Consider the following 15066-nt stretch of genomic DNA (forward strand, 5'->3'; position numbering starts at 1 on the left):
AAAATCTCCGGCTCCGAAAGTTTCTGTCTTTTCCTGCTTTACTCAGCTGCCTGACTTGCTGCCCAGTCATCCAGCTGTTTCTGGTTTTCTTCGATGACGGTATCGATACCTGCTGCTTTCAGAGCGCTCTGGAAGTCTGCCAGGTTGGTAGCCGGATCAACGGTACCGCAGTTCACGCTCGGGATGTACTGCTGGATGACTGCGGATACTGCGGAATACTCAGCAGATACGTTGTCGTTGATGAAGCAGTAGCCCAGTGCCGGGGATTTTCTGGAATCCGGAATGCTGTCACTGAACTCTCTGATGGTCTGGTTCATATCAATCGGGGTCGGGTCCATTACCGGCCATGCCAGTCTGTCACCGTATACGCCGAAGAGCTGGTAATACGGAAGCGTCTGGGGGTTGTCAGACAGATATTTGATCTTGGTTCCTGCATCTGTTTTCTCGATTACTTCGTAGTCCTGACCCTCAATACCATACTGAAGGAGCCATGCAGCCTCGTCATGAGCGTAGATATAGTTCAGAGCTTCCACAGCTTTTGCCGGGTTTGCAGAGGTGATGGGCACGCTCCAGAGGATGTTCTGGAAACGGTCGCCTGCGGTATAACCTTCAAGAACAGGAATGACGGTCAGATCCATACCTACTGCGGCCTCGGTAGCCTCTTCACCTCCTGGAGTGCTCCAACCGAAGTATCCCAGATAATTGCCTCCCTGCAGAAGCGTGTTTCTGTCCTCTGTGCTGGTAGCTGCGTCCTTGGAGATGAAGCCGGCCTGAGCCCAGTCATACATCAGCTGTGCGAAATTGGCATACTCATCTGTCTCATACATATTGGAAATGGTCATGTTTGTGAAATCCTGATCCAACATCAGAACACCGGAAGCGGTGGTGGATCCCAGCTTATCATACTCAAAAGCATTTCGACTTAAGGGTTCTTCACTGGTAGCCTCAGGAATCAGGCAGAAAAAGTTTTCTCCTTCTCCATCTTTTACCTTCTGGAAAATTTCTGTAAATTCATCCATGGTATAGAGTTTGTTCTCATCGATCGTAATTCCATATTTCTCCAGAAGATCCGTTCTTGCAAGATAGCCATAAGATTCACCCTGAACGTAAGCATTGGGCAGTCCGTAAAGTGTTCCTCCGTAATAGCCGCCACTTAATGCAGAACCACATTTCTCTTTAATATCTTTTCCTTCGTTATCAATATAGTCATCCAGAGGCTCAATCAGGCCGCTACTCACCAGATTACCGACACCGGTTCCTACAGAGAGGCAAAGGTCGAGCTGCTCTCCGCTGGATACGGTCAGAACCGTCTCATTTGCCAATTCGGAGAAAGTTACCGGTTCCAGAGTGATATGTACGCCGATATCCGGCTCGGTCATAGCATTCAGAGCATCTTCAACTGCCTGAAAACCAGAACCGGTACTTCCAAGAGAGGGCCACTGCCATACGATCTCAGTGATCTCGCCGTCTTCTGCTGCGCTTACCGGAAGAACGCCGCCCATACCTGAAACTGCTGTTACTGCGCTCAAAAGAATTGCTGCGTATTTCTTTTTCATTACTGTTACCTCCTGTTTTGTTTGGTACACGTTTTTTGGATGTTTTTATTTTATCTGCTTTTCTGTTATTTTTCCATCACGAAACATAACCTGAACTTTACGATTCCGAACATTTCCATAAAAAATCCCGGAACCTTTCTGCTCCGGGACCTCATTTTTCAACTTTGCTTCTTTGTTTTCAGGAAATCTTCCTGATATTTCGCAGGGGACATCTCATAGTATTTTTTGAACATGTTGTAAAAATTCGTGTAATGGGAGTATCCCACCTTTTCCGCCGTCTCGTTGGCGTTGTACTGGCCGGTCTCCAGAATGGCTCCCGCCAGCTTCATCCGCTCATTGATGAGAAACTGTCCCACCGACACGCCTTTTTCCTTTTTAAAGAGGCGGTTTAAGTAGGCCGGGTGAAAATGGAACTCTTCCGCGATGCGCTCCACATTGAGCTCGCTGTTTTTCAGCTCCTTTAAAATATATCGGCAAACCTCCTCGGCGGTTTCCTCGGGCTGAACCCTTCTCTGAGGGCTCTCTGAAGCTTCCCCTTCATGAATTTTTTCCTGAAAAAGCTGCCTTCCGTATTCCTCATACCGGGCAGTATCTCTTTTTCCCCGGATTCGATCCACGACTTTGCGGATCTTTTCTCCGATATCCTCGTACCGCGCCGGGATCAGAATATAATCCTGACAGCCCAGGATGATCGCCTCCTGAGCATAGGCAAACTTCGCATGGCAGGTGAGAAAAATGCACTCGATCTCTTTTTCCTGCTCCCGCACCCAGCGGAGAAGCCCCAGGCCGTTTTCTCCCGGCATCTCGATATCGCAGAGAAGGATATCCACCGGATGCTCCGCAATACATGCTCTGGCTGCCTCCGTATCGTAGGCGGTATAGACTTCGCTGATGCCGTAGGAGGCCCAGTCCATATCTTTTTTCATGGTCTCCGCTGTCAGCTGTTCATCATTCACTATCAAAAGGTTCATTTTCTTCCTCCAGATCATAGGGGAAGGTGACGGTCACGCAGACCCCCTCTCCCGGTTCTGAGCTGATCTCAATATCTGCTTTCTCTCCATAGGAATACCTCAGGCGTTTCAGGGAATTGGCGTAACCGATATGGAGCCCGTCTTTCCTCGGCTCCCGCATGGACCGATCCAGTTCCTCCACCTGTTCTTCCGTCATTCCACCTCCGTCATCCATAATCATAAAACTGACCATTCCGCCCTCGTACTGGCCCACAATCGAGATGTGGGTCACTTTGCCCGGACTTATGGCATATTTTACAATATTTTCCACGAAATTGTGGAGGAGCAGCGGCGGCACCCGGACAAAAGCGATTTCCGGATCATATTCATAATCGGCCTCAATAGCTCCGGGATAACGAACCTTTGCCGTTCCGATATAAGCCTCGATCAGATGCTGTTCCTTCTCGAAAATTTCCAGATTCCGGCCGCTCCGGAAGAGATAGCGGAAATAGTCGGAAAGGTAAAGGATCACCTGCTGCACATCTTTTTCCTGTCCCCTCTGAGCCAGCGTATAGATCAGGTTGAAGGTGTTCAGGAGAAAATGGGGGCGGATCTGCAGCTGGAGATTGGAAAGCTCCATCTGTTTCCGGTCCAGCTCCTTCTCGTAGACTTCAATCTTCAGATCCTGTATTCGATCTGCCATCTTATTGAAGGACTGGAAGGAATGTTCATACTCGATCGAGTTGGCCTTCTCTGTGATACGGCAATCCAGATCGCCGTTTCTGAGGCGTTTCTGGGCCTGATTCAGGACCCGTAAGGGATGGAGAAGCAGACGCTGGATCAGCGCATAGAGAATCGGAATCAGGAGAAAGGCCACAATACTGAAGGCATGCATGATTCCGTAGACTGCCTCAATTTTTCCAGTTACCTCATTCTGGGAAAGAACGGCATTGAGGAAAAAGCGGCCTCTCTTACAATAGGAAGAGACCACCAGCTCATCCTTTGCCGCCTCTTTTTTCTCCGCATCCGAAAAACTCAGCTCGATGGATTCGTAATCCAGGTCTTTCTTCAGATCATCCAGCAGCGTATCCAGGTAGATCCAGCCGCCGTAAGTGACCGTTCCGGAATCGATAAAAAGCCTTGCAGCCTCCCGGTCTTTGATCGTGGCTAAAGTCCAGCCGCCAGCGACCTCCCCCTCTTCCTGTTCCCGGATGTAAACCTCATCGTCTTTCCTAGAGTGAAAGGCACCGTCCCAGGTAATGACATCGTCCAGTTTCTTCAGATAAATAAACCAGGCATCTGTCACATTGGTGGTATCATAATAATTCTTCTGAGAATAATAAAATTTTACCTTTTCCCCTGCATATTTCTCATCTCCGGCCTGCTTGATTACCGTTAATCCATAAATATCATTATAGCGAAGATTGTAGAGAAGTTTTACCGTTGTTTCCATCTTATAATCCAGGTTAGTGAGATAGGTATTCATCGAGTTCTGCACAGACACCCGCGCCTGTTCAATCAGAGTGCTCATCGTCCGCTCGCTGAGCCAGATTGCCAGAAAATTAAAGGGCAGAATGAGTAGCAGCATCAGAAGAAGGACCTTCGTGGAGATGGACTGGATGAAATGAGAACAGAAGCCTTTCACCTTTGCCCAGATTTCCGGGGCTTTCTTCTCCTCCGTCATGGCTCAAAGCAGAGACACACCGGTGTCGGCACCTCAAAAGTCCCGGTCAGAGTCAGTTTTCCGGTCTCCGGATCGACGGCATGGACGGCCACCGTGTCACTGTTCTGCCCTCCGGCCAGCAGCCATTTGCCGCTGGGGTCAATGGCAAAGTTCCGCGGAGTCTTCACCCCGGCAGGGACAATCTCCACCAGGGAGAGCAGGCCGTCCTCCTGTACCTGATAAACGGCGATTGTATCCTCGCCCCGGCTGGAGACATAGAGGAATTTTTCATCCTTGGAAAGGTGGATATCCGCGGCGGTATTCTCCGGAGACCAGCCATTTTTCAGTGTGGAGAGAGTCTGAAGAAGCGTAAAGTTTCCATTTTCATAAGATAAGACCAGCACCTCGCAGCTGAGCTCGCAGGCTACATAGCAGCGGTCTCCCTTCCGATTAAAAAGGATAAGCCTCGGCCCCGTCTCCTCTCCCGTAGGGAAGATGATTTTTTCTGCTTCTTTCAAGCGGCCCTGCTTCTTGTCCACAGGATAGAGCACGAGCTCATCCAGGCCAAGATCCGCCGTCACTGCAAATTTTTCATCCCGCGTGAGGGTGATCGAATGAACATGAGGGCCTTCCTGGCGAGCAGGATTTCTGCCTTTTCCCGTATGCTGAATCACCTGAGCTTCTCCCACCGGCGCTCCGTCTTTGTCCAGGGGCCAGACTGCCAAACTTCCACCGGAATAGTTGGATACCAGTACCATTTTTCTCTCCCGGTCTGTCACCACATGGCAGGGATCCTCGCCACCGGTGGCTTTCTGAGAAAGTAATGTCAGTTCTCCATTTTTCTCCCGGCGATAGATATTGAGCGCACCGCCCTTTTTTCCTTTAAACGTCGTCAGCTCGTTGACGGCATAGAGAAGCTCTTTATCTGCGGAAAGGCTGACAAAAGAAGGATTGGCAGTTTCTGTCGGGGCTCCCTCCTCCATCAGAGTTCCTTTTTCCATATCAAAAAGGTATGTATGGATGCCTTTGCCTTTCCCTTCGAATACTTCACCTGTTCCAAAAATCAATGGACGGCTGTATGTTCCCACATAAAATCTTGCGATCTGGTTCATTTTCTACGCTCCTTATATCTGTCAGTGCTTGCTATCATCCTGTAAAGTACCTCAGTAAAGCGGACATTCGCAATCCGCTTCGCTACTTGCTCATGAACGCAGTCGCTTCGCGATCTGCGTTCAATCTGATATACCAGAACTGCCCTATCAGAAACCTTTGCCATACGTCAGGTTGATGCTTTTTTTACTTTTCAAAATCATATATCAACTTTTGTGATGATGCAAGTGCGAAAATAATCTTTTACATACAGTATCATCTTCTTTCCGGAGTAAATTCCATATTGTAGCTTCCTGCCCCAACAATTTTCGGCTCCTGGCCCGGAAGGCGGATCTCAGCCTCCGCATCAAAGGGAATCTCTGCGCAGAAGCTCACTTTGCCGTTTTCTTCATATTTCCATCCGGTCTTATAGACGCCTGCGGCTGTCTCCACCTCGCAGGAAACACTTCCAAGTCTCGGATCCGTATGGGGCTCGATCACTACCTTCTTAAAGCCGGGTTCTGTCGCTGTCAGGCCGCAGACCTTCTTGTACATCCAGGCCTCAATGCTTCCGTAGCTGTAATGGTTCAGGCTGTTCATGCCCTCCGGATTCATGTGACCGTCCGGTTTCACGGAATTCCAGCGCTCCCAGACAGTAGTCGCTCCCATATTGACGCAGTAGAGCCAGCCCGGGTACTCCTCATTCAGCAGAAGATCCATGGCGATCTTGTCATGTCCGGTCTCGGTAAGGGCCGGGCAGAGCATGGGTGTTCCCACAAAGCCGGTGCTAAGATGGCCGTTGTTCTCCGCGATCCGTTTTGCCAGAAGGTCGCCCTCTGCCTGCCGGGTTTCCGTAGAAGGATTCAGGCCAAACATAATCGCCAGGGCTGAACCCGTCTGGGTACCGCAGTTGCAAAGACCATTTTCATCAAAATATTTTTCACGGACTGCCTGAAGAACCGCTTCAGCCAGCTTCGCATACTCGGTCTCTTCCGCTGTCTTTCCAAGGACGCCTGCTGCCAGAGAAACATGCTTCGCACACCAGTAATAGTAGGCGCTGGCGATGTAAAGATTGTCCGTCGCACCGAAGGGACCGGGCTTGGGATTGTCAAGAGCCAGCCAGTCCGCGAAGTGGAAACCGTCCTTAATGAGATGTGCTCCGCCTAAGGCCTCTTCTTTTTCCCGCATGCAGTTCACCCAGGCCTTCATGCCGGGATAGCACTCCTCCAGGAGCGTTTTGTCACCATAGTGAACGTAGACATTCCAGGGAAGCACCACGGCCACATCCGCCCAGGCACAGGAGCCATGGCCTTCGATAAGTTCCCGTTTCAGTCTCGGCACTACATGAGGCACGGAACCGCCGATGATGCTCTGCTCCGCCCGCATATCCCAAAGGTATTTGCGGTAAAAGGCCGGCACATACATATTGTAGCAGGCTGTCTCCGAGAAAATCTGGGCATCTCCGGTCCAGCCAAGGCGCTCGTCTCTCTGGGGGCAGTCCGTGGGAACATCCAGGAAATTGTCCTTCTGACCCCAGAGGGCATTCTGAAACAGCTGGTTGACCTTTTTCACACCGGTTTCAATGTATCCGGTCTGGTCAAAATCGCTCCGCAGATGATGGGCTGTAAAGTTATCCACACTGCCCTCGGGTTTCTCGGTAGGTTTTCCACTCTTATCCACATATTCCACCTTCATATAGCGGAAACCATAGAAGGTAAAATGAGGTCTCACATGGCGCTTCTTCCCATCGGAAATGAAATGGTATTCCGCCACGGCTGACCGGTAGTTTTCCCGGTAAAAGCAGCCATCCTGCAGGATCTCGGCCGCACTTAAGATAATCTCCTCTCCCTCAGCCAGAGCGGAATCAAACTCTACCCAGCCGGTGAGGTTCTGGCCAAAGTCCAGAATCGTCTCGTTTTTCGGTGTTCGGATCACTTCAATGGGACAAAAGCTCTCTTTTTTCACTACCGATAGACTGTAGCGGTCGTTGAGAAGCGGCTGCTCCTCCGCAATCTGCTGCTCCTTCGGAAGGTCTTTCACCGCCAGGGAACCACAGTCCTTCGGAATTTCTTCCCGTACGCCCTTCCAACCGGTTTCCAGCTCTGCCTCCAGCCGGGCATCGTAGGTCTCACCATCGTAAATACTGCTTTTTACGATGGGTGAGGGATGGCTTTCCCAGGTGGAATCCGTCGCTGCTGCCAGTTCTTTTCCATGATACAATTCGGCAATCAGATAAATTTTGTCACCGTAAATATTCCGGAAGCCTTCTCCGAAACCGAATCTTCCGCGAAACCAGCCGTCGCCGAGCCAGACTTCCAGGGTGTTTTCGCCCTCTTTCAGAAGACCGGTCACATCGTAGGTCTGGACCTGTAAATGGAAATCGTAGGAGTGATAGCCTGGCGCCAGATATTCGCTTCCGATTTTCTCCCCGTTGAGATAAGCCTCATAGACACCCAGACCACAGATATAAAGTCTGGAAGCCTCCGACGCTCCGTCCACGGTAAATTTTTTCCGAAGGATCGGCTGAATCGCCGGATCAAGCTCCGGTGTGATCCATTTTCCGGTCCATGGTTCTTCCATTTTTCCGGTCTCAAACCAGCTTTCTGCCTCGGCGGTCTCGCCATTGTCTGCCATCACCTCCACGCTCCAGGTGTAGCGGGTTTTCGGCTTTAAGGAAAGCTCTGCCGGATAATCCCGGTTGTCCGCCTTCTCATCATACCCGCTGTCAAAAATTATCTCTTTATTTTCAAAAACACGGATTCTTACCGCTTTCTGTTTTTTTGCTGTCCCCGGCTCTGTTACCATCCAGGAAAAACTCACGGGCTTCAGCTGAAAGCCCAGCGGTTCCTCCACATGATTCACTCTGAGGTCTGTCAGTTTCATCTCATGTCCTCCTTTTATTTCTGCTTCTTCTTCATCAGCATATAGTTTGGTAAGTTTATCTTACTACCTTCGAGAAATTCTTTCTATTACAAAACCCAACAAATATATCACGATTCCAAACCTGAAAAACCGCCAGGCCTGTATCATACAATACAGCTGCCTGGCGGTTGTAAAGCGGACATTCGCAATCCGCTTCGCTACTTGCTCATGAACGCAGTCGCTTCGCAATCTGTCAGTGGGAGCTTTCAACTCCCACTGACATAAGCATCCCCCATCACCCGCCGCTTAGCCGCTTACTGCTCCGCGCACTTGAAGCGGGGGAATGCTTATCTGCGTTCAAAAACTTACTTTATTCTATTTTACTGTTACACGGCATTTCTTTATAAGTTTTCCGGTTTTCACGGTGATCACTGCGCTTCCCTTTCCTTTGGCAGTCACTTTCCCTTTGGAGGTCACAACGGCCACTTTCCGGTTTGATGTGGTATATGTCAGTTTTGCAGTAACTCCTGCTGGCGCAAGAACCGGCTTCAGCGTAAAGCTCTTTCCTTTTTTCAAAGTTTTTGCCGCAGGGATTCCGGTTATTGCGGTCGGTACTGCTTTCTTTACTGTAACTGTTATGGTCACTGATTTTTTACCGGATTTTGCCGTTATTCTGGCTGTTCCGGGTGTTTTCGCCACAATCATTCCATCCCTAGTAACTGCTGCCACCTGCAGATTTGAAGAAGTAAAGGCAAGCTTTTCCTCCGATGTGATCGGTTTTACCGTCAGATCAAGCTTTTTCGTTTCACCGGTAACCAGTGAACATTTCTTTACAGAAGAAGTAATACCTGTGGTTTTTACGATCGTCTTCTGTACCTTGACTGTGATCTTTCCGGTCTTTCCACTGGCCAGTTTTACCGTGATCCTGGCAGTTCCTGTTTTTGTCCCTGCAGTGATGGTACAGGTTCCGTTTTTCTTTCCTTTTACGCTTACGATCTTTGTATTACTGGATTTCCAGGATTTCACGGAATCTCCCTTAGCCATGGCAGCTACTTTTACTTTTGTTGTCTTCTGCCTGGTCCGCAGAGAAATGGAGGAAGCATTCAGTTTCAGGACCTTAGTGAGGGCTTTTCCTGTAGTCCGTTCTTCGGTCTTTTTGCAGACACTGCAGGTTCTCTGCTGCTCTGCTGGTGCAAATACCGTAGCCTCAGAAGTTGTAGTCCATTTACTCCAGGTGTGGCCTGTTGCAGCAATTGTGGTCTGGGCTTTCAGCACTTTTCCGCAGGTGGAGCAGTGGCTTCCCTCCGTCTTTCCAACCATCTCGCAGGTCGCTTTCACTCCTGCATCGCTCACAGACGTATGACCGGTCGCCTGGATTATCGTCTGGGCTTTCAGCACTTTTCCACAGGTCGCGCAGTGGCTTCCTTCGGTTTTTCCTGCTGTCTCACAGGTAGCTTTCACTCCGGCGTCGGTAACTGCGGTGTGGCCTTTTGCAGGGATCGTTTCCTGGGCTTTCAGCACTTTTCCGCAAGTCATGCAGTGGCTTCCTTCCGTCTTTCCGGTCGCTTCACAGGTTGCGCCTACTCCGGCGTCAGTGACTGCGGTATGGTCTTTTGCAGGGATCGTTTCCTGCGCTTTCAGCACTTTTCCACAGGTCGCGCAGTGGCTTCCCTCTGTCTTTCCGGTCGCTTCACAGGTTGCGTCTACTCCGGCGTCAGTGACTGCGGTATGGTCTTTTGCAGGGATCGTTTCCTGCGCTTTCAGCACTTTTCCGCAGGTCGTGCAGTGGCTTCCTTCCGTCTTTCCGGCGGTCTCGCAGGTTGCTTCTACGGCTGCGTCTGCTACTTCGGTGTGACCCGCTGCAGGCAGGGTATCTTTCCAGGTGGAGCCGCACACATTGCACCCATAGGTTGTATAGCCATCTTCCGTACAGGTCGCATCCTTATGATCTATAACTTTTTCGTCGTGATTGCAGAGAATAAGTACATAGTTCTTATCTGCCAGATAATTTCCGTCCACATCCCGATATTCCACTATGATCTCCATAGACTGAATGCTGCCTTTTCTCAGAGTGGTATTCTTATCCAGGCTCACGCTCAGAAGACCTGTCTCACTTATGGAAGTATGAATGCCCTCTGTATTGTTTAAAATCTCCCGGATCACAAAGGTTCCGTCTTCAGTTTCTTTTCCTTCCGGCCTGCTGATACTGTATACATAAGGAGTGAACTGCTCCTTCAGGCTCTCTCCGGGCGCCAGCACCTGCAAGTTCTCTTTTTCGGTCTTCAGCTGATAATACTTTCCTTTAACTGTGATATTCAGGCCATTGGAGGTAATCTCCTGTTCTTCTGCATCCAGAACCTGTACGGTAACCCAGCTGTCTCCACGGCCAACCGTGTGAACCGTTCCATCCTCATCTACCCGAATGATATTTTCATCATAATCAGTATAAACGATATGATAATCGGATACTTCCAGAGGCTCCTGCTGAATCTCTCCGTTTTCATCTGTGAACAGCCGTGCAAGCACCGGCTGAAGTTTCAGCGTTTCTCCCGGAAGAAGACAGGTGCCTTCGCCGGATTCCCGCTTCACTTCAATGTCGATGATGTTGATATAATCCTCCTGCACATAAGCCTCGCAGCTGATCGACGGAACTTCGTTTCCTTCTTCATCCACAAGCAGGAAGCGCATGGAGGTCTGACCTGTTTTTCCCAGAGGCAGGATATGGATCCCTTCTTCATTGTCCGTGATCTGAAGAAGTTCATTTCCCTCCTCGCAGTCTTCCTCGATTCCTGTTACCTCTACTTTTGTACGTTTTCCCTCCGGATACTCTCCACTTTCCTGATAAGTTTCCATCCAGATCTTGCCATTGGTATCTCTTGTAAAGAAGGGACCGTTTTTCTGGCCGATGAACAGGCATACGCTCATATTCTCCATGCCGGTAAAATAGTAGCTCTCACCGCGCACTTCGATGCTGTACTCACAGCGGGCGATCTCCTGGCCATAAGCCATTACAACAGCTTCTGCCTGGAACCAGTTTCCCTGAGAACCATCTTTAGCCGTTATGGTAAGAGACGGACTATCCTTTGTACAGCTTATAGATTCCGGATCGAGATCCTTGCGCTCGCCGTTTTCATCATAAACAAAGACCTTCCATTCAATGGAAATATCCTCATTCCATTCGATGACCGGATCAATCTTAGCTGTCAGGGTCAACGGTGCACCGACATAGACTCTGAAATTTTCCGGTCCGCCGTAGCTGTAAGCAAGGTCCAGCTGATACTCAAATCCGTCAAACCAGTAATTCTGAGAGTCGCCGATCTGCTGCCAGTCATCTTCTTTGGAATCCTCACCCGCAAAATTCATCTCCGCAATGACATTTATGCTGGTTCCCCAGGTTCCTTTTCTTTTCAGAACCGGAAGGGTGTATTCATCGCCTTCATCTGTGCGAATCCAGGCATTATCATCGTATTTTGCCCAGAAGCGGATCTCTTCTGCCGGTACTTCAAATGTGGTCTTTTCTCCCTTATCCGGATTATAAATTATCTGATAAACCTTAAACTCCACCTGAGAAAGATCCAGGGTCTCACCGATCAGCGGATTGGATTTCAGTTCCTGCGGCTCGATCACATAATATTCCTCGGAAACATCCACCCAGATGTTTGCCTGACCAATCTCCTGATCTCCGACAAGATAACGGACAGGAATGTTCGTTCCACCCATTTTTTTCTTTGCCTTCACATGGATCGTCTGACCGTCATCCGCCACGCTCACATCCAGAAGCTCCTCGTCAAAATCTGCCCATTCCGCATCGAGAGCCACCTCAACGGTATAATCTTTTACATCTTCATTCTTGTGTCTGCCCTCGTCCAGATCGTACCAGTTGTGATGAACGGAAGTCGTAATATCCTGCTCGTCCCCCGGCTGCATATGCCAGGTTGTGCCATAGTAGAAATCTATGTCGTAGTTTTCCCCTTCTACCATGACAGCAGCCTTCCATTCGCCGCTAATCTTATAGTTCTCGTCTTCTGTGTAGTTATAAGAGAGCGTCAGTTCCGCAGTTCCGGACTTGACACTTCCCTCCTCATTTACCGCATAAACGTGATAATTTCCTTCCTCATCCGGTATGAGAACTCCGCTTTCATCCACGTCACAGCGAAGCACGCCATCGGGATCGTTCACGGAAACACCGGTGATCTGAACTGGTACACTTACTCCTTCGGGATGTCTGATATCCCGTACATAAACCCAGCATTCTCTGTCAATGTCATAGCTCCAGTCCGGCAGGAGTACGCGGTCACCAGGAAGGGAATCCTGAAGATTGCATTCTGTCGCCGCCAGACCAATATCTGTCTCTGTGGAAGCGATCTCATTTTCCTGTACCATAATCTTCGCTTCTACATGAATCCAGCTGCCATCCTCCGGGAAATCAGCCGTAGGAACCAGTGTAATCTGATCGTTGTCCTGATCATCATAGTTAACGGCGGTAACGTCTCTTTCTTCACCGTCACAGTACTGGGTCACAATCCACTGTGTATCATATTTCGTAAGACCATTTAAGCCATCCTTATTCAGAGTCAGGGTCAGCGCTTCGCCTCTTTCGCCGTAAAACAGGGTGCAATTGTCTCTTTCGCCATAGCTGTACTCAAGATCCACCTCACAATGTACGGAATCAAATGTATAACTCCGATCAGCAGCATAGCTCCAACTTGGTTTTTCAGAATCCGGCTCTGCCAGATTGATTTCTGCCGTAATCCAGATACTGGTTTCACAGTCTTCCAGCCTTCTCAAAACAGGCAGACTATAATCCTCGGCAGAGTCCTCGGCAAAATCATCCTCGCGGCTCCACACATCTCCGTTATATCCTACCAGATAGCGGATGTTTTCTTCCGGCTCCGCTGTTTTCTCCACGTCTCTGGTCTCTTTATTGTAGTGCAAATGGTACACTTTAAACTCTTCTGCAAACGCGGGAAGGTCTAAAATCTCTCCTTTCAGCGGATTTACTGCTTTTCCGTTTTCATCTGCCAGAAACTCAGGTTCCAGCTGATAGACATCTTTAGACACATTTACATAAATGGCTGCCTTTCCGATTTTCTGATCGCCTACTTTATAATAAACGGGAATATCTGTTCCGCCTTCATTTTCGTACGCTTCCACATGAATAGTCTTTTGATCTTCGGATACGGTAGCCGTTACCAGTTCCTGATCATAATCCGTTCCCACTTCTACCGTATAATCCGTGATCTCTTCCCTCTCGGTGTCTCCATCCGACCCATACCACTCACGATATACAGAAGTAAAGATATCCTGTCCACTGCCGCATATCATCTGGCCCTTTTGTGTGCTGTAGGCAGAGTCTACACAGTATTTTTCCGTATTCACAGTGAGTGAGAACTGCCATTCTCCATTAATATCCTGATACTCATCAGTAACCCCTGCAAAGGAAAGAAAAACATCTGCGCTTCCGGTTTTTGATTCCTCTTCGCTTTTTGCCATAATACAATACTGACCATCTTCATCCGGCTGAACAACTCCATTTTCATTTCCATTATAGCTGAAGATCTCGTCCGGATCATTGATTCTTACGCCGGTAAGCTGTACGTTCACGCTCTCTTCCCACAAATGCTTCGGATCGCGTACCCAGACCTCAAACTCAAAATCTTTGCTGAGTTCAAAGCTTTCGCCTGGCAGAAGCACCTCATTTTCAAGCTGAAGTCTCGATGCATCCAGTTTCGTGGGAATCACATCGAGATGCGTTCCCGTAGCTGTGATCTCCTTCCCGTCTTTTAAAACCTTCGCCTCAACATCCAGTTCGTGACCTTCTTCATTAAAATCTTCCATCGGTGTAAGCGTTATGGAATCTTCGTCTTCGGAAACGGAAACATCAACGCAGGTGGGTTCCTTGGTCTCATCTTTGTCCTGTATCACCGCCCACTCGATTTTGTAACCTTTAAGACCAGTCAGCCCTTCCGTATTGAGTGTCAGTGTAAGTTCTTCACTTCTGTCTCCATAAAACAGGAAGTGTGCATCTTCTCCGCCATAACTGTATTCAAAGTCTACGGAATACTCCACCGGGTCAAAAGTAAATTCTTTTTCAGCAACTATTTCCCAGTCGTCACTTTCTTCTACATATCTCTCTGCAAGAATCGTCACACTGATCTTTCCATCAGATTTTCGTTGCAGCTCCGGGAGACCTGTGCCATCTTCCGACTCATCGACCCGCTCCCATTCATTTTCATCATACTCGGCGCGCCAGCGGATTCCCTCTGCATAGAGATCCTCCACCTCCTCTTCAACGCTCCTGCCATCTGCGTAGCTGGTTCTCCTCAGCAGGAAGATTCCACCCTGACTTGAAAAATTCACCAGAGCACCCAGGAATGGATTGATCTCGTAACCCTCGTCGTTCAGCAGCTTGTCAGAACCGCCGGCAGATATAATGGAATACTCTACTGTTTCCCCGGAAAATACCGCGATCCCCGGCTCCGTGTCCGCGATCCCGCTCCCAAGTACTTCGGCAGCCTCTTCTGGCGGAGGTGTTTCCGTCTCTGTTTCTGTCAGTGCCTCCGTCTCGGATTCTGTTTCCGATGCCGGAGTCTCTGTCTCAGAAGTTTCACTTTCCGGTGCGGCGCTCTCGGTCTCAGAGTTTTCGCTTTTCGGTACAGATATCTCGCTCTCAGCAACTTCCGGTGAGGCGCTCTCTGTTTTCATTTCTGCCTGAATAGTCTCGGTTTTCTCCAGAACCAAAGCCTCTTCGGTCGGAAGCTCTGTTCCTTCTGTTGCCATCTGCACCACTTCGCTTTCGGTCTCCTGGCTCTGAACCGCGATCTCTTCCGCCGTTACTTCCATATCTTCTATGGATGCCGCTGAAACATAGCTTCCCGACAAAGAAGAAGCGGTCATCAGCACAGCCATCAGCATTGCAACTTTTCTTCTTTTCATAAAACGTCTC

At 49.3% G+C, this 15066-nt stretch carries 6 protein-coding genes; all 6 read right to left on the reverse strand.

What is annotated here, in order from left to right; translation table 11 throughout:
- Positions 1–38: 38 nt before the first annotated feature.
- A complete protein-coding gene (locus LKD71_RS12340) occupies positions 39–1556 on the reverse strand; it encodes an ABC transporter substrate-binding protein (RefSeq protein ID WP_227615646.1) in 1518 nt (505 codons plus the stop codon).
- A 158-nt stretch (positions 1557–1714) separates the two neighbouring features.
- Positions 1715–2527: a response regulator transcription factor gene (locus tag LKD71_RS12345; RefSeq protein ID WP_227615647.1), complete on the reverse strand. Its 813-nt coding sequence runs from the start codon at positions 2525–2527 to the stop codon at positions 1715–1717.
- The gene (locus LKD71_RS12350; RefSeq protein ID WP_227615648.1) at positions 2505–4190 is read right to left on the reverse strand and encodes a sensor histidine kinase; all 1686 of its coding nucleotides are present in this window, start codon (positions 4188–4190) and stop codon (positions 2505–2507) included. The genes LKD71_RS12345 and LKD71_RS12350 overlap by 23 nt, the downstream gene beginning before the upstream one ends.
- Entirely contained in the window at positions 4187–5281 is a 1095-nt protein-coding gene (locus tag LKD71_RS12355) for a lactonase family protein (protein WP_227615649.1), read from the reverse strand. The genes LKD71_RS12350 and LKD71_RS12355 overlap by 4 nt, the downstream gene beginning before the upstream one ends.
- 253 nt (positions 5282–5534) lie before the next feature.
- Positions 5535–8141 carry an alpha-L-rhamnosidase gene (locus LKD71_RS12360; protein ID WP_227615650.1) on the reverse strand — a complete coding sequence of 869 codons (2607 nt, stop codon included), beginning with the start codon at positions 8139–8141 and terminating at the stop codon, positions 5535–5537.
- A 354-nt stretch (positions 8142–8495) separates the two neighbouring features.
- Positions 8496–15056, reverse strand: a complete 6561-nt coding sequence (locus tag LKD71_RS12365; RefSeq protein ID WP_227615651.1) for an Ig-like domain-containing protein — start codon at positions 15054–15056, stop codon at positions 8496–8498.
- Positions 15057–15066 lie beyond the last annotated feature (10 nt).

Source organism: Fusicatenibacter faecihominis, assembly GCF_020686945.1.
In the GTDB taxonomy this organism is placed as follows: domain Bacteria; phylum Bacillota; class Clostridia; order Lachnospirales; family Lachnospiraceae; genus Limivivens; species Limivivens faecihominis.